This is a genomic window from Phaeobacter sp. S60, from assembly GCF_000826845.1.
GTDB lineage: Bacteria > Pseudomonadota > Alphaproteobacteria > Rhodobacterales > Rhodobacteraceae > Phaeobacter > Phaeobacter piscinae.
Window position 1 is genome coordinate 107,385 of the sequence record NZ_JSWJ01000003.1, and the last position, 22,248, is coordinate 129,632.

The 22,248-nt window shown below is 58.9% G+C and carries 23 protein-coding genes; 15 read left to right on the top strand and 8 right to left on the bottom strand.

Going from position 1 to position 22,248, the window contains the following annotated elements:
• Window positions 1-11: 11 nt before the first annotated feature.
• From OO25_RS02070 to OO25_RS02080, 3 genes are all read right to left on the bottom strand, one after another.
• A complete protein-coding gene (locus tag OO25_RS02070; protein WP_040173232.1) occupies window positions 12-443 on the bottom strand; it encodes a DUF6691 family protein in 432 nt (143 codons plus the stop codon).
• Window positions 443-871, bottom strand: coding sequence for a YeeE/YedE family protein (locus tag OO25_RS02075; RefSeq protein ID WP_040178241.1), 429 nt, complete (start codon window positions 869-871; stop codon window positions 443-445). Before OO25_RS02075 ends, OO25_RS02070 begins: the two co-directional genes overlap by 1 nt.
• Window positions 872-990: 119 nt before the next feature.
• Window positions 991-1,854, bottom strand: coding sequence for an MBL fold metallo-hydrolase (locus OO25_RS02080; protein WP_040178243.1), 864 nt, complete (start codon window positions 1,852-1,854; stop codon window positions 991-993).
• Between the two features lie 334 nt (window positions 1,855-2,188).
• On the opposite strand from OO25_RS02080, the gene OO25_RS02085 reads away from it, so the two are divergent.
• Window positions 2,189-2,419 (top strand): hypothetical protein, encoded by a 231-nt coding sequence (locus OO25_RS02085; RefSeq protein WP_040178245.1) that lies wholly within the window; start codon window positions 2,189-2,191, stop codon window positions 2,417-2,419.
• Window positions 2,420-2,530: 111 nt separating this feature from the next.
• Here OO25_RS02085 and OO25_RS02090 read toward each other — a convergent pair whose 3' ends face one another.
• Window positions 2,531-2,752, bottom strand: a complete 222-nt coding sequence (locus OO25_RS02090; protein ID WP_014874403.1) for a hypothetical protein — start codon at window positions 2,750-2,752, stop codon at window positions 2,531-2,533.
• 232 nt (window positions 2,753-2,984) lie between these two features.
• Here OO25_RS02090 and OO25_RS02095 point away from each other — a divergent pair, with 232 nt between their 5' ends.
• From OO25_RS02095 to preA, 4 genes are all read left to right on the top strand, one after another.
• The gene (locus OO25_RS02095) at window positions 2,985-3,248 is read left to right on the top strand and encodes a DUF2312 domain-containing protein (RefSeq protein WP_014874404.1); all 264 of its coding nucleotides are present in this window, start codon (window positions 2,985-2,987) and stop codon (window positions 3,246-3,248) included.
• A gap of 174 nt (window positions 3,249-3,422) precedes the next feature.
• Window positions 3,423-3,818 (top strand): RidA family protein, encoded by a 396-nt coding sequence (locus tag OO25_RS02100; RefSeq protein WP_040173246.1) that lies wholly within the window; start codon window positions 3,423-3,425, stop codon window positions 3,816-3,818.
• A 326-nt stretch (window positions 3,819-4,144) separates the two neighbouring features.
• Window positions 4,145-5,479 (top strand): NAD(P)-dependent oxidoreductase, encoded by a 1,335-nt coding sequence (locus OO25_RS02105; RefSeq protein ID WP_040178247.1) that lies wholly within the window; start codon window positions 4,145-4,147, stop codon window positions 5,477-5,479.
• Window positions 5,480-5,531: 52 nt separating this feature from the next.
• Window positions 5,532-6,836: an NAD-dependent dihydropyrimidine dehydrogenase subunit PreA gene (preA, locus tag OO25_RS02110; protein WP_040173250.1), complete on the top strand. Its 1,305-nt coding sequence runs from the start codon at window positions 5,532-5,534 to the stop codon at window positions 6,834-6,836.
• Between the two features lie 121 nt (window positions 6,837-6,957).
• On the opposite strand, the gene OO25_RS02115 is transcribed toward preA, so the two are convergent.
• Window positions 6,958-7,578, bottom strand: coding sequence for a TetR family transcriptional regulator C-terminal domain-containing protein (locus OO25_RS02115; protein ID WP_040178248.1), 621 nt, complete (start codon window positions 7,576-7,578; stop codon window positions 6,958-6,960).
• Window positions 7,579-7,818: 240 nt separating this feature from the next.
• Here OO25_RS02115 and OO25_RS02120 point away from each other — a divergent pair, with 240 nt between their 5' ends.
• The 8 genes from OO25_RS02120 (at window position 7,819) to OO25_RS02155 (ending at window position 16,506) form a co-directional block, all read left to right on the top strand.
• A complete protein-coding gene (locus OO25_RS02120) occupies window positions 7,819-9,069 on the top strand; it encodes a Zn-dependent hydrolase (protein WP_040178249.1) in 1,251 nt (416 codons plus the stop codon).
• Between the two features lie 123 nt (window positions 9,070-9,192).
• Entirely contained in the window at window positions 9,193-10,647 is a 1,455-nt protein-coding gene (hydA, locus tag OO25_RS02125) for a dihydropyrimidinase (RefSeq protein WP_040173262.1), read from the top strand.
• Between the two features lie 60 nt (window positions 10,648-10,707).
• The gene (locus OO25_RS02130) at window positions 10,708-11,547 is read left to right on the top strand and encodes an ABC transporter ATP-binding protein (protein ID WP_040178250.1); all 840 of its coding nucleotides are present in this window, start codon (window positions 10,708-10,710) and stop codon (window positions 11,545-11,547) included.
• Between the two features lie 105 nt (window positions 11,548-11,652).
• Window positions 11,653-12,570, top strand: coding sequence for an ABC transporter permease (locus OO25_RS02135; RefSeq protein WP_040178251.1), 918 nt, complete (start codon window positions 11,653-11,655; stop codon window positions 12,568-12,570).
• Between the two features lie 85 nt (window positions 12,571-12,655).
• Window positions 12,656-13,501 (top strand): ABC transporter permease, encoded by an 846-nt coding sequence (locus tag OO25_RS02140; protein ID WP_040178253.1) that lies wholly within the window; start codon window positions 12,656-12,658, stop codon window positions 13,499-13,501.
• A gap of 120 nt (window positions 13,502-13,621) precedes the next feature.
• Window positions 13,622-14,608 carry an ABC transporter substrate-binding protein gene (locus OO25_RS02145; protein WP_014874414.1) on the top strand — a complete coding sequence of 329 codons (987 nt, stop codon included), beginning with the start codon at window positions 13,622-13,624 and terminating at the stop codon, window positions 14,606-14,608.
• Between the two features lie 136 nt (window positions 14,609-14,744).
• Window positions 14,745-14,963 carry a DUF6500 family protein gene (locus OO25_RS02150; protein WP_040178254.1) on the top strand — a complete coding sequence of 73 codons (219 nt, stop codon included), beginning with the start codon at window positions 14,745-14,747 and terminating at the stop codon, window positions 14,961-14,963.
• 514 nt (window positions 14,964-15,477) lie between these two features.
• Window positions 15,478-16,506, top strand: a complete 1,029-nt coding sequence (locus OO25_RS02155) for a 4Fe-4S dicluster domain-containing protein (protein WP_241770597.1) — start codon at window positions 15,478-15,480, stop codon at window positions 16,504-16,506.
• Between the two features lie 32 nt (window positions 16,507-16,538).
• Here OO25_RS02155 and OO25_RS02160 read toward each other — a convergent pair whose 3' ends face one another.
• From OO25_RS02160 to acs, 3 genes are all read right to left on the bottom strand, one after another.
• Window positions 16,539-17,039: a flavin reductase family protein gene (locus tag OO25_RS02160; protein WP_040178255.1), complete on the bottom strand. Its 501-nt coding sequence runs from the start codon at window positions 17,037-17,039 to the stop codon at window positions 16,539-16,541.
• 201 nt (window positions 17,040-17,240) lie between these two features.
• Window positions 17,241-17,924, bottom strand: coding sequence for an adenylate kinase (locus OO25_RS02165; RefSeq protein WP_040173347.1), 684 nt, complete (start codon window positions 17,922-17,924; stop codon window positions 17,241-17,243).
• Between the two features lie 8 nt (window positions 17,925-17,932).
• On the bottom strand, window positions 17,933-19,894 hold the full coding sequence (gene acs, locus OO25_RS02170) for an acetate--CoA ligase (RefSeq protein ID WP_040178256.1): 1,962 nt from the start codon (window positions 19,892-19,894) through the stop codon (window positions 17,933-17,935).
• Window positions 19,895-20,494: 600 nt separating this feature from the next.
• Between acs and OO25_RS02175 the strand changes: the two genes are divergently transcribed.
• A complete protein-coding gene (locus OO25_RS02175) occupies window positions 20,495-21,511 on the top strand; it encodes a C4-dicarboxylate TRAP transporter substrate-binding protein (protein ID WP_024097520.1) in 1,017 nt (338 codons plus the stop codon).
• An 86-nt stretch (window positions 21,512-21,597) separates the two neighbouring features.
• Complete coding sequence (locus tag OO25_RS02180; protein WP_040173276.1) at window positions 21,598-22,248, top strand: TRAP transporter small permease subunit; 651 nt, start codon at window positions 21,598-21,600, stop codon at window positions 22,246-22,248.

Here is a 22,248-nt window from a genome sequence, read left to right on the forward strand (position 1 = left end):
GATCCGGCCTTTTACGTGCTTGCAGCCGCGCGGTCCAGTCGCTGGGCGAACGGTGGCGCCGCCATCATGCCGACGAGCAGTGCTGCGATGAAAATGATGCCGCCGGTGCCGCCATAGCTAAGCGAGGCAATCGCCGGCCCGGGGCAGAGGCCAGCCAGCCCCCAGCCGATGCCAAACAGGACAGATCCGATGATCAGTCGTCGGTCAAGCTCCTGCCGTGGCGGGGCTGGAAAACTGCCGCCAACCAATGGCGCGCGACCGCGGGTCAACTGCCAGGCCAATGCCATTGGCAGTATGGCCCCGCCCATCACAAAGGCCAGCGTTGGATCCCAGGCGCCGAATATATCAAGCCAGCCCTGAACCTTTTGTGTGTCGGTCATGCCAGAGAGAAACAGGCCGAGGCCAAACAGCCCGCCCGCTGAGAAAGACAGAAGAAGACGCATCAGATCAGCCCCCAGACATGGCGAAACAAAGCAAGTGTCAGGCCACCGGCAAGAATGTAGATGACGGTTGCGATCAGCCCGCGCAGGGACAGTCGGGAGATGCCACAGACGCCGTGACCGGAGGTGCAGCCATTGGCAATCCGCGTGCCAAGCCCCACCAGAAGTCCGGCGGCGACAATCACCGCCGTGTTCGAAGTGAGATGTGTGTCCGGCGCCTCGGCGACGGTCAGCCACATTACCAGCGGGACCAGAACCACGCCTGCAATGAAGGCCAGCCGCTCAGCCGCGTTGTTGCGACCGCTGCCATCAATCAGGCCGCCAAGAATGCCGCTGGCCCCCATGATGCGCCCATTGCCGAGCAGGTACACCGCACCGCCCGTGCCGATCAGCACGCCGCCAATCAGCCCCCAGATCCAGTCTAAATTCATGGTGAAATCCTTGTGATCTATCAATCTGTGACAGGGAGCCCAGGGCCTATTCGCACCGGATCTCGCAGCCGTCTGCGAAATGGATGGCACTAGGACGGCCCCATCCGGAAGTTCTGGGATCAGAGTTTGTTGATCGGCACCTTCAGGTAGACATTGCCGTCGATATCGGCGTCCGGCATTTGGCCCGCGCGCATATTGACCTGCAATGATGGCAGGATCAGTCGGGGCATCGACAGTGTTGCGTCGCGGGCATCCCGCATAGCGACAAAGTCCTCAATCGGGCGGCCTTGACCGATATGGATGTTCAGCGCTTTCTGCTCCCCCACCGTGGTTTCCCAAGCATAATCGTCTCTACCCGGTGCCTTGTAGTCATGGCCGACAAAAATGCGGGTCTCGTCAGGGAGCGTCAGGATTTTCTGGATCGACTGAAACAGGGCTTCGGAGGAGCCCCCGGGAAAATCGCAGCGGGCGGTGCCAAAGTCGGGCATGAACAATGTGTCGCCAACAAATGCGGCGTCCCCAATCACATAGGTGAGGCAAGCGGGGGTGTGGCCCGGCGTGTGCAACACATCACCGCGCAGTTGCCCGATGTGGAAACTGTCGCCCTCGTTGAACAGCGCGTCGAACTGGCTGCCATCGCGTTGAAATTCGGTGCCTTCGTTGAAGACCTTGCCAAAGGTGTCCTGCACCAGAGTAATATTGGCGCCGATGCCAATTTTCCCTCCCAGATGCTCCTGAAGGTAAGGGGCGGCTGAAAGGTGGTCGGCGTGGACATGGCTTTCGAGGATCCACTCAACTCGCAGACCCTCGGCCTTAACCCAGGCGATCATCTTATCGGCAGAACGGGTATCGGTGCGACCGGCAGCGTGATCGAAATCTAGAACGGAATCGATCAGCGCGCAGGCGGTGCCATCCGGCTCGCGCACCACATAGGATACGGTGTTTGTCTGTTCATCAAAAAACGCTTTGACGATCGGCTTCATGGGGAACCTCCTGATGCTGCATATTACATATATCGAAAAATGAATATGTACAAGAGTGCCGGTGGGAAAACTTGAGGGGCGCACGGTCAGCTGGCGGCGGGCGCCGTGACTTGCAGGATCATTATTTCACGTTATGGTTGATCTCACTCAAGGTCACGTGGCGGGATTTCTGCTATTGTGGCGACAGCGGTGAGGTGAGCAGCGATGACCTGCGCCGAAACCCGGCAGCCGGGATGGAGTAGAGGGCCGTTGTGCAGCCTTCTACGATACTAGTGGGTGTCCGAGTTTTGTTTCCGATGCGGCCCGGCGCGCAGGTCCAAGGGAGGAGTGCAGAATGACCAGTGAGAACAGAAAGATCGATAGTCTTATGCAGCGGGCTCAGGAGCTTGAGCGCAGCATTTTGGCCGCGCACCGATTGGATCGGCTCGTCTTATATCCTGAGTTCAGCCAGGCGCTGGCACGTTTGCGGGTCGCGGGCGGGCGCGCTCCCAGTCGCATGTTGCGGTTGGAGCGGATGCTCTGTGAGGAAGCGGCTGACGAGATGTTCGACAACATGCCGGTCTGAGGCCGGGCCGGTCGGGTTTGTTTCCGGCAATAGATTTAGTGCTGAGGTTAGAAGTTGCTGCGAATGGCTGATCGCCCCTCTGGCACGGCCTTCGCTGTATTGCGTCAGCGATCAGCCGCCCAGTGTCAGCCCCAGCATGACCAGCATCAGCCCGATGACCGACAGAAACAGCGCACCAAGATTATAGGGCAGCACCTTTTGGACCACAGCGCGCAGGGCGTCGTCGTCCAGCTTTTGCCGTTTGGCCTGCATTACGCGCACCACGCTCCACATCAGCCCGATCAGACCTGCTACCGATACGGCCGCGCCGGCCCAAACCATAATCTCGTACATCGCACTCTCCGGTGGTGGCGCCTCACTGCGCCGGTGGTGTCGGCCTGCGCCTACCTGATTGACGGGGGCAGGGCAAGCCAGCCGAGGTCGGGCGCAGACACTGACCGGGGTGGTTTTGGCCTATTCGGACGGGTCCTATGTCGGATCTCCCTATCACCGCTTGCGGAGCAGGGGGCACGATTGTATCTGGAGGGCTGATCCGAGTTTCCACCCTTTGCCGACGGAGCCCACGATGGATATGACCGAAGACGAAAAAAGCGACAGCTACCGTGTGACCGCTGGTGAATTACGCCAGTTTATTGAACGGTTTGAGCGTCTGGATGCTGAGAAAAAAGATCTTGCTGAGCAGCAGAAAGAGATCATGGCCGAAGCGAAGGCGCGCGGCTACGACACCAAGGTGATCCGTAAGGTGATCGCGCTGCGCAAGCGCGACAAAGACGATATCGCCGAAGAAGAAGCGGTTCTTGAAATGTACAAGGAAGCGCTCGGCATGTGAGCCGATATGGCCTTATGTGATGGCGCAAGCCTGTTTGGCCCTTCGCGTTTGCGGAGGGCTTTTTTGTGTTCTTTAAGTTTGTATATTTTAAGCTTGAAGTAAATTTCATCCTGATGGATATTGGGAGCTGAAAAGTGGTTGCGCGGATCGTCGCGCTCAAGACAGGAGCCCAACATGCCGACAGTGAATGTGCACCCCGAAGGCTGGAAACCGGCCAAAGGCTATGCCAACGGCATGATCGGCGAGGGGCGGATGCTGTTTGTTGGTGGCCAGATTGGCTGGACTGCGGATCAGGTCTTTGAGACGGACGACTTCATCGGTCAGATGAGCCAGGCGCTGGAGAACATTCTGGCAGTCGTGCAGGAGGCCGGTGGCAGCGCCAGCGACATCACCCGGCTGACCTGGTATGTGACCGACAAGGCCGAGTATCTGGCGCATCAGCGGGAGGTCGGGGCGGCCTATCGCGCTGTCATGGGTTACCATTTTCCTGCGATGACGATGGTGGTGGTTGCGGGGCTTATCGAAGATCGTGCCAAGATCGAGATCGAAGCCACTGCGATGCTCGCCTGACCAGGACCGCGCATCTAATCAGATCTTATTGAAGCCGCTTTTCTGTTCGATTGTTTCGGGCGGAGGGGCGGTTTTTGCCTTCTTTGGGGCAATGGTGCTGACCCTGTTTACCGCACAGCAATAGCGTAATTCCGCTGATCGGGATGGTTAGCCGCAGCCGCCCAATATTTGTGCTGGGGTAATTTTTTGTTCTTCTGCAACGTATTGGCCCGTTACCTTCGTAGTTGCGCTTCAAAAAACTGACCGATCAAAAATTTTACCAGTTGATAAAAAATCAAACTGTGGCACTCTGATTTGCATAAAAAACAAATCCAGGGAGACACCCAATGGCGACCAGCCATCAGGCATCCGGCATTCAGGCAGGGCGTTTGTCCGCCTCAGAAATTGCCGACAACTTTGGAGACCTGCATCCACAATATGAGGCGCATGAGGCGGCAGTGGCGGCGGATCGCTGCTATTTCTGCTATGATGCGCCTTGTATGACGGCATGCCCGACCTCCATCGACATTCCTCAATTCATCCGGGAGATCCAGACCGGCCACCCGGAAGCGGCGGCGAAGACCATTCTGGAACAGAACATCCTTGGCGGGATGTGCGCTCGGGTGTGTCCGACCGAGACGCTCTGTGAGGAAGCCTGCGTCCGCGAGGCGGCTGAGGGCAAGCCGGTTGAGATCGGTCGCCTGCAGCGCCATGCCACCGACACGTTGATGGAAAAGGGTGTGCATCCCTTCACGCGCGCAGCGGCAACGGGCAAGCGGATCGCTGTGGTGGGTGCGGGACCTGCAGGTCTGGCAGCAGCGCACCGTCTGGCAATGCTGGGCAACGACGTGGTTATCTATGAGGCCCGGCCAAAGGCGGGTGGACTTAATGAATTTGGGATTGCCGCCTATAAATCGACCGAGAATTTCGCCAGCCGCGAAGTGGATTGGCTGCTGCAAATCGGTGGCATCACCGTTGAATACGGCAAAAAGCTCGGTGCGGAACTCAGCTTGGACGCGCTCAAGGCCGAGTATGATGCGGTGTTCCTGTCGATCGGTCTTGGCGGCGTCAACGCGCTGCGTGCCGAGGGCGAAGACAAGGATGGCGTGCGTGACGCGGTCGACTTTATCGCGGAGCTGCGTCAGGCCGATGATTTGACCAATCTGCCGGTTGGGCGCAATGTGGTTGTGATTGGCGGCGGGATGACGGCAGTGGATGCTGCGGTGCAGTCCAAGCTGCTCGGTTCAGAGACTGTGACCATCGCCTATCGCCGGGGCCGTGACGCCATGGGCGCGAGCCGGTTTGAGCAGGATCTGGCCGCAACCAAAGGGGTGCGCCTGTTGTTCAATGTTCAGCCTGTCGCGGTGCATGGCAACGGTGCCTGTGCTGAAATCGAGTTGGAATATACCAAAAGCGAGGGCGGCCAGTTGAGCGGCACCGGAGAGACGGTGCGGATAGCAGCGGATCAGATCTACAAGGCGATTGGTCAGACCCTTGAAGATCAGCCCGATGTGCTGACGCTTGAAGGGCGCAAAATCAAGGTGGACGCGCGGGGTCGCACGTCGCTTGCCGGGGTCTGGGCCGGGGGGGATTGCGCCTCTGGCGGAGAAGACCTCACCGTGACGGCCGTCGCCGAAGGGCGTGACGCCGCTATGGATATCCACGCCAGCCTGATGGGCTAAGCCAGCCACAGGGCCGACCTGGCCCTGTGTTGCCAGTGTAAGGAACAGACAAATGGCTGATCTGACAGCAGATTTCCTGGGGATCAAATCTCCGAACCCGTTCTGGCTCGCCTCTGCGCCGCCAACGGACAAAGAATATAACGTGCGCCGTGCCTTTGAGGCCGGCTGGGGCGGGGTGGTCTGGAAGACCCTTGGCTCCGAAGGGCCGCCGGTCGTCAATGTGAACGGACCGCGCTATGGCGCCATCTGGGGCGCGGATCGCCGGCTTCTCGGGCTCAACAACATTGAGCTGATCACCGACCGTCCGCTTGAGGTGAACCTGGAAGAGATCACCCGTGTGAAGAAGGACTATCCGGATCGTGCGATCATCGTGTCGCTGATGGTGCCCTGCGAGGAGCAGGCGTGGAAAGATATCCTGCCGCGGGTCGAGGCCACCGGCGCGGACGGCATTGAACTGAACTTCGGCTGCCCGCATGGGATGGCGGAGCGCGGTATGGGTTCTGCTGTGGGGCAGGTGCCGGAATACATCCAGATGGTTACGGAGTGGTGCAAGAAATACTACTCCAAACCGGTGATCGTGAAGCTGACGCCGAATATCACCGATATTCGCCAGCCTGCACGTGCGGCCAAGGCGGGTGGTGCAGACGCGGTCAGCTTGATCAACACCATCAACTCCATCGTGTCAGTAAATCTCGATGCCATGGCGCCAGAGCCGACCATTGGCGACAAGGGTACACACGGCGGGTATTGCGGCCCGGCGGTGAAGCCGATTGCGTTGAATATGGTGGCTGAAATCGCCCGTTGCCCGCAAACTCATGGTCTGCCGATTTCTGCCATTGGCGGCGTCACAACCTGGCGCGATGCGGCTGAGTTCATGACCATGGGCGCTGGCAATGTGCAGGTCTGCACCGCTGCCATGACCTATGGCTTCAATGTCGTGAAGGAGATGATCTCTGGCCTGAACCAGTGGATGGACGACAAAGGCTATGACCGGTTGGATGATTTCGTCGGCAAGGCTGTGCCGAATGTCACCGACTGGCAGTATCTGGATCTGAACTACGTCGCTAAGGCCAAGATCAATCAGGATGATTGCATCAAATGCGGTCGCTGCTTTGCCGCCTGCGAGGACACGTCACATCAGGCCATCGCCATGAGCGAGGATCGCGTTTTCACCGTGAAGGATGACGAATGCGTGGCCTGCAACCTCTGCGTCAATGTTTGCCCGGTTGAAGGCTGCATCACCATGGAGGAGGTGCCCGCCGGTCAGATTGATGAGCGCACGGGCGAGGTTGTTTCCGACGATTATGCCAATTGGACAACCCATCCCAACAACCCCTCAGTGACCGCTGCGGAGTAAGCGGAGGTCACCGGCCTGCCATCGTCGGATGGAATGGCATAAGAAACGGCGCGTCCTGATCGGCGCGCCGTTTTCTATTTGTCTTGTCAATAAAGGGGGCGACGGTCAGCGAGTGCTGGTGTCAGCGGGTGTCGGCGGGTGTCAGCATGCGCCGGAACATTCGATCCAGATGCTCTGGGGCCGCATCAAAAGGATCCTCATCCCCCATCAACGTCCGCACCTGAACATCAAAATCCGCATAGTGCTGGGTCAGCGACCAGACTGAGAACAGCAAATGTTTCGGATGGGTCGGGTTCAGCTTCCCAGCGTCCATCCAGCCCTTGATCAGATCCGCTTTTTCTTCCAGCAGAGGTTTCAGATCCTTAGACAGGGTGTCCAGCATCCGCGGCGCGCCTTGCACGATTTCATTGGCAAACAGTCGGCTTTCGCGCGGGAAATCCCGGCTCATCTGCAATTTGCGCTGCACATAGGCCAGCAATTCTTCCAGCGGATCGCCATCGGGATCAATGGCGCGCAGCGGATCCAGCCAGGTGTCGAGAAGGCCGGACAGCAGTTCAGTAAAAATCGCCTCCTTCGAGGGGAAGTAATACAGCAGATTGGGCTTGCTTAACCCGGCGGCGCGGGCAATCTGGTCCACGGTGGCTCCGCGAAACCCGTTGTTGGAAAACACCTCAAGGGCGGCCTCCAGAATAGTGGCGCGATTCTTTTTCTGAATGCGGGTCGGGCTGCGATCCTTGGGCATCGGGCTGTTCGGGCTCTTCCTGGGGGCCGCAACACCGCTGCGCGCCTGATTTTCACTCAACCGGCTCTGCCTGCCGGAGTTTTCTTGCTTCGTTAGACGCAATTTCTTGACTGAATGTCCACCCGTGATAGCCTGAGTTTGACCAGTTGGTCAAATCATGACCAGCGTTTCAAAGCCACCGACAAGGCGCAAAGCCGCACGTCCCTGCGAAAAAGCAGGGCAACAGGGAAGGAAGCTGAGATGACGTCGCTTGGACAGAATCTGAAGATCAATGGCGACAGGCTGTGGGACAGCCTGATGGAAATGGCAAAAATCGGCCCCGGTGTCGCAGGCGGCAACAACCGTCAGACCCTGACCGATGCGGATGCCGAGGGGCGCGCGCTGTTTCAGTCGTGGTGTGAGTCGGCAGGCTGCACCATGGGGCTGGACACGATGGGCAATATGTTTGCCCGGCGCGAAGGGACCGACCCCGATGCACTGCCGGTCTATATGGGATCTCATCTGGATACGCAGCCGACAGGTGGCAAATATGATGGTGTCCTCGGGGTGCTGGGTGGATTGGAAGTTGTCCGCACGCTCAATGATCTTGGCATCAAGACCAAACATCCGATTGTCGTGACAAACTGGACCAATGAGGAGGGCACGCGGTTTGCGCCTGCGATGCTGGCCTCTGGTGTGTTTGCCGGAAAACACACGCAGGATTGGGCCTATGCCCGCGAGGATGCTGACGGCAAAACATTCGGCGATGAACTGAAGCGTATTGGCTGGATCGGTGACGAAGAGGTCGGCGCCCGCAAGATGCATGCGATGTTTGAGTTGCACATTGAACAGGGGCCAATCCTTGAGGCGGAAAACAAGGATATCGGCGTAGTCACTCATGGTCAGGGATTGTGGTGGCTGCAATGCACAGTCACGGGCAAGGATGCGCATACCGGCTCCACCCCAATGAACATGCGGGTCAATGCGGGCTTAGGTATGGCGCGCATGACAGAAGCCGCGCATCAGATCGCCATGGCGCACCAGCCCCACGCGGTGGGCGCCGTTGGCCACTGCGATGTCTATCCAAACTCTCGCAATGTGATCCCCGGCAAAGTGGTGTTCACGGTCGATTTCCGCTCGCCTGATCTGGAAAAACTGACCTCAATGCGGGCGCAATATGAGGTGAAGGCGAAGGAAATCGCTGACGAGCTTGGCCTTGGACTTGAGATTGAGCCAGTCGGGCATTTTGATCCCGTAACCTTTGACGAGGGCTGCGTGAGCGCGGTGCGTTCCGCCGCTGAGCGGCTGGGCTATAGCCATATGGATATCGTCTCCGGCGCCGGGCATGATGCCTGCTGGATCAACGATCTGGCCCCGACCGCGATGATCATGTGCCCCTGCGTTGACGGGCTGAGCCACAATGAGGCGGAGGATATCTCCAAGGACTGGGCGGCAGCTGGCACAGATGTCATGTTGCACGCAGTTCTGGAGACTGCTGAAATCGTCGCATAGGGGGCGCTGCCCCCGCCGCGCCAGCGCGGCTCCCCCGGGATATTTCGGGCCAGAAGATGCCTGTGCCGTTGGGGGTAACAAGAAAGATGCGGCAATGACCGCGCTCTCACAGGGAGATAGACCATGGCGAAAGTCATCAAGAACGGCACCATCGTGACGGCAGATCTGACCTATAAGGCGGATGTGCTGATCGAGAACGGTGTGATCACCGAGATCGGTCAGGGATTGAAAGGGGACGAGGAGCTGGACGCGACCGGCTGTTACGTGATGCCGGGCGGCATTGATCCGCATACGCATTTGGAGATGCCCTTTATGGGGACATACTCCAGTGATGATTTTGAGAGTGGGACGCGGGCGGGGCTGGCTGGTGGCACCACCATGGTGGTAGATTTCGCGCTGCCCAACCCGGGGGAGAGCCTGCTGGACGCGCTGAAGCGTTGGGACAACAAGTCGACGCGGGCCAATTGCGACTATTCCTTCCACATGGCGGTGACCTGGTGGGGGGAGCAGGTCTTTGACGATATGAAGACCGTCATTGAAACGCGGGGCATCAACACCTTCAAACACTTCATGGCCTATAAAGGCGCGTTGATGGTGAATGATGATGAGCTCTATGCCTCCTTCCAGCGGCTGTCGGAGCTGGGCGGCATTGCCATGGTACATGCCGAAAACGGCGATGTGGTGGCTGAATTGTCGGCCAAGCTGTTGGCGGAGGGCAACAACGGTCCCGAGGCGCATGCCTATTCCCGCCCGCCGCAGGTGGAGGGCGAGGCCACCAACCGCGCCATCATGATTGCCGATATGGCAGGCGTGCCGCTTTATGTGGTGCATACCTCCTGCGAAGACAGCCACGAGGCCATTCGCCGTGCCCGCATGCAGGGCAAACGCGTTTGGGGTGAGCCGTTGATCCAGCATCTGACGCTGGATGAAAGTGAATATTTCAATCAGGACTGGGATCATGCGGCGCGTCGGGTGATGTCGCCGCCGTTCCGCAACAAACAGCATCAGGACAGTCTCTGGAACGGGTTGCAATCTGGCTCGCTGTCGGTTGTGGCGACGGATCACTGTGCCTTTACCACTGAGCAGAAGCGTACCGGTGTGGGCGATTTCACCAAGATCCCCAATGGCACTGGCGGGTTGGAAGACCGGATGCCGATGCTGTGGACGCATGGGGTGGCCACAGGCCGCCTGACACCGAATGAATTTGTCGCCGTGACGTCGACCAATATCGCCAAGATCCTGAATTGCTACCCCAAGAAAGGTGCGGTTCTGGTCGGGGCGGACGCGGATCTGGTGGTCTGGGATCCTGAAAAGACCAAGGTCATCTCGGCGGCGAGCCAGCAGTCGGCGATCGACTATAACGTCTTCGAGGGGCATGAGGTGAAGGGGTTGCCGCGCTTTACCCTGACCCGTGGCCAAGTGGCGGTTCACGACGGTGAGATCCGCTGTCAGGAGGGGCATGGCACCTTCGTTGAGCGCGAGGCCAATGCGACGGTGAACAAGGCGTTGTCGACCTGGAAAGATCTGACGGCGCCCCGTCCCGTCGAGCGGTCAGGTATTCCGGTGACAGGTGTGTAATTCAGGGACGGGCTGCCAGTATTGGCGGCCCGTTTTCCTGTGTGAAATCAAGGCGAATAGATGAATATGGAAACGACCACCCAGGCGCTCAATTCCCAGGCCGCCGCTTCCGATATCACCCCGCAGGCGCCGGTCATCGAGGCGCGCAATCTGGACCTGACCTTTCAGACCAATGACGGCCCGGTGCATGCGCTGAAGGATGTGAGCCTAGAGATCAACAAAGGCGATTTTGTCTCCTTTATCGGCCCCTCCGGATGTGGCAAGACCACGTTCCTGCGCTGCATTGCTGCGCTGGAACAACCCACTGGCGGCGCGTTGATGGTCAATGGCATGACACCGGATGAGGCCCGCAGGCAACGCGCCTACGGCTATGTGTTTCAGGCTGCCGGGCTATATCCCTGGCGGTCGATTGCCAAGAACATCAAACTGCCACTTGAAATCATGGGCTATTCCAAGGCTGAGCAGGCCGCTCGGGTCGAGCAGGTTTTGGAGCTGGTGGAGCTGGCGGGGTTTGGTGGCAAGTACCCCTGGCAGCTGTCGGGGGGGATGCAGCAGCGGGCCAGCATTGCGCGGGCTCTGGCGTTTGATGCGGATATCCTGTTGATGGATGAGCCCTTTGGGGCGCTGGATGAGATCGTGCGGGATCACCTGAATGAACAGCTGCTGAAGCTTTGGGCGCGCACCGACAAGACCATCGGGTTTGTCACACATTCCATTCCGGAGGCGGTCTACCTGTCCACGAAGATCGTGGTGATGTCACCGCGTCCGGGGCGCATTCACGATGTGATCGACAGCCCGCTACCTAAGGAACGGCCTTTGGACATTCGTGACAGCGCTGAGTTTATCGAGATCGCCCACCGCGTCCGTGACGGTCTGCGCGCGGGGCATGCCGATGACTGATCGGCGCAGCGGCAGAGATATGCCCCTGGAAAATTCGAATTTTCCGAGGAGTTTTCTTCGGAAAAAATTGGCGTCGCATGCGATCGGGTGGAAAGGGGCAGGATCATGAAAACAGCGCTTGCTGTCTTAAGCGTCCTCGCGGCAATTGCCGTGATCTGGTACGCGGCCTGCGTTCCGATGAACATCAAGGGGGTTCTGGATGCCGCCGAGCGAGCGGGTGCAGAGGTGGTTCCGGCCACCGCCCGCGAGCGTCGCGACATGGGCTCGATTGGACTGGTTGCGGCCAATTCCTTTGCTATCGGGGATGTCTGGTCGCAGGACCGGCCGCGACTGCCTGCGCCGCATCAGGTGGCAGTAGAGCTGTGGGAGACCACGGTGGAGAAGAAGCTCACCTCCAAGCGGAGCCTGATCTACCATGGGCAGGTGACGCTTTCGGCGACATTGCTCGGGTTTGCTATTGGCACCGGTCTGGGGATCCTCTTGGCGGTTGGCATCGTGCATAGCCGTGTGATGGATATGTCGGTGATGCCCTGGGCGATTGTCAGCCAGACCATTCCTATCATTGCGTTGGCCCCGATGATCATCGTGGTTTTGTACTCCATCGGCGTGCAGGGGATCCTGCCGAAGGCGGTGATTTCGGCCTATCTCAGTTTCTTTCCGGTTGTTGTTGGTATGGTCAAGGGGCTGCGCAGCCCTGATCAGATGCAGCTGGATTTGCTGAAGACCTATAATGCGAGCCTGGGGCAGGGGTTCTGGAAGCTGCGCCTGCCGGCCTCGATGCCCTATCTGTTTGCCTCTTTGAAAATTGGTATCGCAGCTTCGCTTGTTGGGGCCATCGTTGGGGAGTTGCCAACCGGTGCCGTCGCCGGGCTTGGCGCGCGGCTTCTGGCGGGCAGCTACTATGGGCAGACCGTGCAGATCTGGTCAGCGCTGTTTGCCGCTGCAATTCTGGCCACAGCATTGGTTGCCCTGCTGGGCGTTATTGAGCGTCTGGTTCTGAAACGGATGGGGGTGCAGGCATGAACGCTGATGGGATTGAGGGCGCTGCCCTCGCCGTTTTGCGGCTCACCCGGGATATTTCGGGTCAGAAGAACGGGGGGCGTGGCCAATGGTGATGGTATCTATGGCGCTGCTTATATGGTGTGCGGGGTGGTGGCTGAACGGTCGGCTGGCCAATAGTTCGGCATCGAATACGTCTGCGGTGAAACTGTTGGTTCCGGCCATTTTTGGTGTGACGCTGCTGATTGTCTGGGAACTGTTGGTGCGCGGGCTTGAGGTCTCTTTGGTGATCCTGCCAGCCCCCAGCGTCATCGCTGCGCGCTTTGCCACAAGCCTGCCGGTTCTTTGGCAGGATTTCCAGCAGACGATCCTGAAGGGCGCGCTGTCTGGCTATATCATCGGCTGCGGTGCTGCGTTGCTGATGGCGATTGCGGTGGACCGCAGCGATTTCCTGCGCCGCGGACTGTTGCCAGTGGGGAATTTTGTTGCGGCGCTGCCCATTGTCGGCACGGCTCCTATTCTTGTGATGTGGTTTGGGTTCGACTGGCAGTCAAAAGCGGCGGTGGTTGTGGTGATGGTGTTCTTCCCTGTCCTTGTGAATACGGTGGCAGGACTGCGCGAGACCTCAGCGATGCAACGTGATCTGATGCAGACCTATGCGGCCAGTTATTGGCAGAGTTTTTTCAAACTGCGCCTGCCGGCTGCGCTGCCGTTTATCTTTAACGGGCTGAAGATTTCCACGACGCTGGCGCTGGTTGGGGCCATTGTGGCGGAGTTCTTTGGTTCACCAACTGTGGGCATGGGATTTCGGATCTCGACCTCGGTGGGGCAGCTGGCGCTGGATATGGTCTGGGCCGAGATTCTTGTGGCGGCACTGGCCGGGTCGGCATTTTATGGCATGATGGCGCTGATTGAGAAAACGCTCACCTTCTGGCACCCGTCGCAACGGGGATAGGCAGCTTTGCGACCTGCGGTTTGGAAGTTGGCGCCAACTGGAAGAAAACCTTTGGAGACAGCGGGGTAACTCGCGCAGAATTCAGGACTACAACCAGATATAACAACAGGGAGAAGACAGATGAAAACACTGCTGACCGCCGCCGCCATGGCGCTGGGGGCTGCATCGGTGGCGCAGGCCGCCGATGAGGTGAAACTGCAGCTGAAATGGGTCACACAGGCCCAGTTTGCAGGCTATTATGTCGCGTTGGATCAGGGGTTCTATGAGGCTGAGGATCTGGATGTCACCATTCTGCCTGGTGGTCCGGATATTGCGCCGACCCAGGTGATTGCCGGGGGCGGCGCGGATGTCACGGTTGAGTGGATGCCAGCCGCGCTGGCCGCGCGGGAGAAAGGTCTGCCGCTGGTCAATATCGCCCAGCCGTACAAAAGCTCCGGCATGATGCTGACCTGTTGGAAAGACACCGGCATTGCTGCGCCTGAAGATCTGGCCAACCGAACCCTTGGCGTCTGGTTCTTCGGCAATGAATTCCCTTTCATGAGCTGGATGAGCCAGTTGGGGATTTCGACCGAAGGCAAAGGCGAGAAAGGTGTCGAGGTTCTGAAGCAGGGCTTCAATGTCGATCCGCTGTTGCAGCGTCAGGCGGATTGCATTTCGACCATGACCTATAATGAATATTGGCAGGTGATTGATGCGGGCGTGGCCCCGGATGAGTTGATTACCTTCAAATATGAGGATCAGGGCGTGGCAACGCTTGAAGATGGTCTTTATGTGCTGGAAGAGAACCTGAACGATCCGGCCTTTGTCGATAAGATGCAGCGTTTCGTACGCGCCTCGATGAAAGGCTGGAAATGGGCCGAGGAAAATCCGGATGACGCGGCAGAGATTGTCTTGGACAATGATGCCTCCGGCGCCCAGACAGAGGAGCACCAGAAGCGGATGATGTCTGAGGTGGCCAAGCTCACAGCCGGTAGCAATGGTGCGCTGAGCGAGGCGGACTACCAGCGCACGGTGAAGACGCTGCTTGATGGCGGTTCAAGCCCGGTGATCACCAAAGAGCCTGAGGGCGCCTGGACGCATGTTATTACCGACGCTGCGCTGAACTAAGTTTCGTGCATGTGGAATTTGTCCCGTCCGCCTCTGCGGGCGGGATTTTTATTTGTCGTGAGATGTGTGTTTAACGGGCTGATTTTATTGCGTATTGATGGCGTCGAAACCGTCGGGAATTTATAGGATCAAGACGATGAGAGACAGTTTGCGGCAGAAGATCGTCACGGTTTGCGAGGAGAAAACTGCAAAAAAAGGTGAAAATGTGGGGCTGTCCTTTTATGCGTTTTTTGCCAACCGGAATGACGATCCGGTGCAGCTGATGGAGGCGGCGGAATGGTGGATTAAATGCCATCAGCTGAACCACTTTGAAAAGGCAGTCAAGATCCGGGATATGGTCAAGGCTGATCTGTGATTGGATAGCGGCCACGCGTTCATCGTCAATTGGGCCTGGCTGGTCTCCGACAGATCCGGCTCCGGCCGGGTTTAGATACCAGGTAAATAGGCATTCGTTTGTTTGAGAAAACTCGATTTTAGATACCGGCTGTGACAGAAGTTCAGGAATAAATAACAGTTAAAAGTTGAGTCTTACTTTTTGAATACCCGTTACAAATGGCAATTCCATGTTAACCTTGTGTCATCGAACGATCGAGCGTTTCGGCTGTGGTTTGGATTTCAATCCGAAGGAAGAGACCATGACTGTCTGGGAAAATGTTCAACTCTGCCTGCGATCTCTGCCTGATGTGCGGGATAGGACCGAGCACAAGGCAACCGCTCAGGTGTCGCATCCCGGATCATCCTACCGGCGTTACAATCCAGAAAGCCAAGTTCGCTGGCCACTGGCCGATTTATGTCAGGCTGCTATGCAGCGCCGGCAAAAACACTGTGGGGATGACAGGGGGATACGGGGGGTCGATCAAGTATTGGTGATGTACGATGCCCAGCACGAATTAGAGGTGTCGACATTGAAAGATCGGGTTGCTCTGACGGGTATGGATGTCATCGCGGCGGCCACACGGGGGCTTGAACGCGCAGGCCATGCTGATCTGTTGCATGCAATCTCGGACGGGTTTGACTGGGTGTTGGTGGAAGCAGCACTGGAGCAGAACGCACGTCTGGCGCAACTGCGTGAGATGGAGCTGGCGGCCTGCTTTGGACTGGAAGACCGTGTCGTTCTGTTTCATTCCACCATCCATCTGGAACAACTACTGACCGAGGGCATTTCTCAGCTCCCGGAACTGGTTCACCGCGGAACAGACGGTGACAGCGGAGTCAAACCGGCACGTCGGCGCGAGGCCTTGCAGCTTTTTGCTAGCGTGACCCTGTCTGAAGACATGGATGTGATCGCTTTGCCGCAGGATGCGCCTTACGGCGGGATTGAGCTGACCGGTGATTGCACCCTTTGTCAGGCCTGCACCTGGGTGTGTCCGACCAACGCACTGATTGGAGCTGAGAATGGTGCCGGATTGGACTTTGTTGAGGCTGACTGCATGCAATGTGGGTTGTGTGTGTCAGTCTGCCGCCAAAACGCGATCCGTCTGGTACCGCGGCTGGAGCTGTCACCGCACCGGATGGCGGTATCGCTGACCCATCAAGATTTTTTCTGGTCGGATGGGGTGTCCGGTTCAAGCTCAACTGAGGTGCTGACTGCGGATCAGACTGAGGTGCAGGGGCAGGCTAGCTGCTTGAATGAAACCGATAGAGGCCCCAATGACCTTACGATTGAAAATCACTCTCTCAGCTGCGACCCAGTGAAGAAAGACCGTCAGGGACCAGACGACTGGCCCGGCGGCGGGGCGGGCACCTGGTCCGGTGAGGGGGGTGCGGATCTCAAAGAGCGCGGGCCTGAGACCGCGTCATCCAGGAGCGGGCAGGTGGACACGCGGCGCGTGCTCTGGCCGGATCTGGCGCGCGTATCGGCGCTCTTTGGGGCTGGTCGGGCTGATAAGTTATCCTAGCGCGCGATTGCGCCAAGCCACAGGCTGCGCGGCTAACTCTGCTCAAGAAACCCACCATATTGACCTCGCTTGAAAATTAGGCCTTTGCCGGGACGGCTGGTGGTGCGCAGAACAGCACCCACCAGGATGCTGTGGTCGCCGCCGTCGTGGCAGGCATGCCTGCGGCAATCGAAACGGGCAATGACATTTGGCAGCACGGGCACCCCATTGTCGTTCTGGTGCTGCGGCACGCAGGAGAAATCTTCGCCATTGCGGGCAAAGTGCATCGCCATATCCAGCTGATCCTCTGCCATCACGTGAATGGCAAAATGGGATGCCGCGACAAAGGGATCGTGGCGCTTGGACTGCCGTGCGGGGCACCATAGTAGTAGCGGCGGATCCATGGAGACAGATGTGAAGCTGTTGGCGGTAATCGCCAACGGACCCCGATCCGTGCGGGTGGTCACAACAGTGACGCCAGTGCCGAAGCATCCCAAAGCATCGCGATAGGCTCGCAGGCTGTCGGGGCCGGGAATAAAACTGGTTTCGGACATTTCGCGCGCGCTTTCACTTCAGGTCTTTGCTGGGTGCCATGGGAGGGATCCCATGTCTACCCGCTTCCAATGTGGCACGCGCATCAACAAAAGCCAGAGCGGATTGAAAACAGGCCCACATTTTTATGTGGGCCTGTTCAATAGGTTGGTGACAGAACGTCGTGGTGACGTCTTACCCGCCCGGACATTTCAGAAAATCGCTCAGGCGGTAGCTGATTTGACCACGGCACTCAGCGCGTTTGCAATGTGGTTGATCTCGCCCATAGCATCGATTCGGCTCAGCACACCCTTGCCGCCGTAGTAGCTGATCAGCGGGGCTGTCTGCGCGTGATAAGCGGCCAGCCGACTGGTGACAGTCTCGGCGTTGTCATCCGCGCGACGCGTCATATCTGTGCTGCCACACGCATCGCAGGTGCCAGCCACGCGTGGTTGTTTGAACTGGTCATGATAGCCCTCGCCACAGCCGCCACAGGTGTAGCGCCCGGCCACGCGGGCCACCATCGCGGCGTCGTCCACCTCAAGGCTGACAGCGGCATTGATCCGCTGACCCGATTCCGCCAGCAGCCGGTCCAGCGCCTCGGCCTGCACCGTGGTACGGGGGAACCCGTCGAGGATCACGCCTTTGGCGCAGTCAGGCTCGGCCAGCCGGTCGCGCAGAATGTTGATCACGATCTCGTCGCTGACCAGCTCCCCGGCCTCCATTACAGCCTTTGCAGCAAGGCCGGCAGGCGTGCCCGCAGCAACAGCTGCCCGCAACAGATCGCCGGTCGACAGTTGCACAAGGCCAAACCCTTGTTCCAGTTTGCGCGCTTGCGTCCCCTTGCCGGCACCAGGAGGGCCGAGCAGGATCAAAACAGCGGGGCGGGTAAGAACTGCGGTGTCCATATCGGCAATCATCCTTTATCGGCTCGGTTTTCGATCAGGTCTTCGACCACCGACGGATCGGCCAGGGTCGAGGTGTCGCCAAGCGAGCCGAAATCGTTCTCGGCAATCTTGCGCAGGATTCGACGCATGATCTTGCCGGAGCGGGTTTTCGGCAGGCCCGGCGCCCATTGGATCACATCCGGGGAGGCAATCGGGCCGATCTCGGTGCGGACCCAGGTGCGCAGCTCCTTCAGCAGCTCATCCGAAGGCTCACGGTCGTTCATCAGGGTGACATAGCAGTAGATGCCCTGGCCCTTGATCTCATGCGGGTAGCCGACCACGGCGGCCTCGGCCACGGCGGCATGGGCCACCAGCGCGCTTTCGACCTCAGCGGTGCCCATGCGGTGGCCGGAGACGTTGATCACGTCGTCGACGCGGCCGGTGATCCAATAGTCGCCGTCCTCGTCGCGGCGGCAGCCGTCGCCGGTGAAGTAGTAACCCTTGTAGTCGGAGAAATAGGTTTTCTCGAAGCGCTCATGATCGCCCCAGACGGTGCGCATCTGGCCCGGCCAGCTGTCCTTGATGCACAGCACGCCTTCGACGCCGTTGCCGTTGATCTCGACGCCGGACTGGGGGTCCAGAACCACCGGCTGGATGCCGAAGAAGGGTTTCATTGCGGCACCCGGCTTCATCGCATGCGCACCCGGCAGCGGGGTCATCAGGTGGCCGCCGGTTTCGGTCTGCCACCAGGTGTCGACAATCGGGCATTTGCCCTTGCCGACAACCTCGTTGTACCAGTTCCAGGCTTCCGGGTTGATCGGCTCGCCCACGGTGCCAAGGGTGCGGAGGGAGGACAGGTCGCATTTCTCGACCCATTCGTTGCCCTGGCCCATCAGGGCGCGCAGCGCGGTGGGGGCGGTGTAGAACTGGTTCACCTTGTGCTTTTCGCAGACCTGCCAGAAGCGGGAGGCATCGGGGTAGGTCGGCACGCCCTCGAACATCAGCGTGGTGGCACCGTTGGCAAGGGGGCCGTAGACGATATAGCTGTGGCCGGTGACCCAGCCCACGTCCGCTGTGCACCAGTAGATGTCGCCGTCATGATAATCAAAGGTGATCTCATGGGTCATCGCCGCATAGGTCAGGTAGCCGCCGGTGGTGTGGACAACGCCCTTGGGCTGGCCGGTAGAGCCGGAGGTGTAGAGGATGAATAGAGGGTCCTCGGCGTTCATTTCGGCAGGGGCGCAGTAATCCTCTGCTTCCAGCGCCATTTCGTTGTAGTCATAGTCACGGCCGTCGACCCAGGTGGTCTGGCCACCGGTGCGTTTGACCACCAGGCATTTCACCGTGTCCTTGGTGTGCAGCAGGGCGGCATCGGCGTTGGATTTCAGCGCCGTCTTGCGGCCGCCGCGGGGGGCCTCATCCGCGGTGATCAGCACTTTGGCATCGCAGCCGTTGATCCGCGCGGCGAGCGCGTCGGGGGAGAAACCGGCAAAGACAATCGAATGAATGGCGCCGATCCGGGCGCAGGCCAGCATGGCATAGGCCGCTTCGGGGATCATCGGGAGATAAATCACCACCCGGTCGCCCTTGCGCACGCCCATCGACTCCAGGATGTTGGCCATCCGGCAGGTGCGGCGGTGCAGTTCGCTGTAGGTGATGTGCTGGGCAGGTTCTTCGGGGCTGTCCGGCTCCCAGATGATCGCGGTCTGGTCGCCGCGGCTCTCCAGGTGACGGTCGATGCAGTTGGCGGAGACGTTCAGGGTGCCGTCGCCATACCAGTTGATTGAGACATTGCCGAGCGTGAAGTCCACATCCTTCACCTGGGTGAAGGGTTTGATCCAGTCGATCCGCTCCGCCTGCTGACGCCAGAACCCTTCTGGATCCTGCATAGAAGCGGTGTACATCTCGTCATATTGTGCAGCATTGACATGGGCGCGTGCTACCGTCTCCTCCGACGGCGCATAGGCTTTGCTGTCGCTCTCCTGGGTCATCTTGTGTCCCTCCCTCCAGTCTGTTCTCGGAATGGCACACCACAGCGCACGGCGGGATGTGTCAAACCTTTTCCGTCCTCCGCAGCGATAATACCCAAGCTTGAAAATAAGGAAATAAGTGTCCGTGGAATAAGGGTTTACCTGTAAAGCTATTTCCCTATAGGTGGCGTAACTGTAAATAACGCGGGTTTGTGCGGCAGTAATCTAATATTTATCATAATGTTAGCTGTAAAATATTGGCTTGGGTTTCGGGGGTGCTATTCTGGGCACAGCGCAGTGCTGGCGCTATCAGCCTGCGGCGACTGGCCCCATCGCCTGCGGCAAACTGTGACAGGCGGCCGGGCGTCGGACCGTTGTTTGAGCGTTGATGGCGGTCAAGAGGGATCCATACGCTCATGATGTGAGCAGGTTTTGTGCCCATGCCGCACGGCTGTCGTGTGGGGTTGGCAGCGCCGTGGCTTGGCGCTAGCGTGGTGCCAGATGCTCGTCACTTTGCACTTATGACGGGCCTCAATCTGACGATTGTGGTCAGGCCAGCGCTCAGGCGATTGAGAGGTTGGCACGGGGCAACGGGGCAAGAGTACAAACTGGGAGGAACTCATGAACACTTATCTGACCGCCGCAACTGCGGCGATTGCGGGCCTGTCCATTGCAGGCAGTGCGGCCGCCACCGAATGGAATGTCTCCGTCTGGGGCAAGCGGCGCGCCTTTACGGAACATGTTGAAAAGCTGGCTGAGCTGGTCTCTGAGAAGACCGGCGGCGAATTCACCATGAACATCAGCTATGGTGGCCTGTCAAAGAACAAAGAGAATCTCGACGGGATCTCCATCGGCGCCTTCGAGATGGCGCAGTTCTGCGCCGGATATCACCGGGATAAAAACCCGACGATCACTGTGCTGGAATTGCCATTCCTGGGTGTTGCAAACCTTGAGGAAGAAGTGGCCGTCAGCCACGCGGTTTATGCACATCCTGCCGTCCAGAAAGATCTGGCGCGCTGGAACGCGAAGCTGCTGATGACCTCGCCGATGCCGCAGTACAATATCGTCGGCACCGGCGAAGCCCGTGACGAACTGGGCGAATTCAAGGATATGCGTGTTCGGGCCACCGGTGGCATCGGTAAGGCGTTTTCTGCCGTTGGGGCCGTGCCGACCTCCGTGACCGCGACCGAGGCGTATAATGCGATGGAATCCGGCGTGGTTGACACCGTTGCCTTTGCCCAGCATGCGCATCTGAGCTTTGGCACCATCAACAAGGCCGATTGGTGGACTGAAAACCTCAACCCCGGCACCGTGAACTGCCCGGTTGTTGTGAACACCGATGCCTATGAGGCGCTAAGCGATGCTGAGCGCGAGGCGCTCGACAGCTCCGTGGACGAGGCGATTGCACATTATCTCGCCAACTACGGTGCCTTGCTTGAGAAATGGGACAGTGTTCTGGCCGAAAAAGGCGTCGAAAAGGTCACCATTTCCGAAGACCAGCTGGCAGAGTTCCGCAAAGTGGCCGCCGACCCGATCCGCGAACAGTGGATTGCAGACATGAGCGCGCAAGGTCTGCCTGCACAGGAGCTTTATGATCTGGTGCAGAAAACCCTGAGCGATCAGCGATCAGGCAGCTGATCTTTATATAGTTGCAAAGGGGGCCGGGCAGTTCTGCGCCGGCCCTTTCTTGCATGAATGCGAAGTAGAGATTACGGGGGCAGGGCATGGCAGGCAGTGCGGCGGTGCTGGAAGATGGCAGCCTGATCAGCAGGTGGGACAGGCAACTCTTGCGGCTGGAACGCGTGATGGCGTTGATCAGTGGCCTTGCGGTGTTTTCACTGATGGTGCTGGCAGTGGTGTCGGTTGGCGGGCGCAACGCGTTTAACGCGCCCTTGCCGGGATATGTCGACTGGATCGAGCAGGTGATGCCACTGATTGCCTTCATGGGGATTTCCTTTGTGCAGCGGGATGGCAGCCATATCCGGATGGATCTGGTGATCTCTGCCCTGCGTGGGCGGGCGCTTTGGCTGTTTGAACTGATTTCTGTCCTGTTGATCCTTGCGCTCATGCTGGCGCTGCTTTGGGGCAGCTGGTCACATTTTCTGCGCTCCTTTGATTTTGCGGCCCCCCTGTGGAGCCGCGACAGTTCAATCGATATCGGCCTGCCGATCTGGCCTGCCAAATTGCTGGCGCCGGTGGCGTTTGCAGTGCTGTGCCTGCGTTTGCTGCTGCAGGTTTGGGGCTACGGCCGGGCGCTGATCCTGGGTCTGGCACGCCCGGCCGCAGTGCCACTGGTGCAAAGCGCCGCAGAACAGGCCGCGGCCGAAGCTGAACATCTGGGCGGAGTGTCAACCTCCGCCAGCGACCGCGACTAA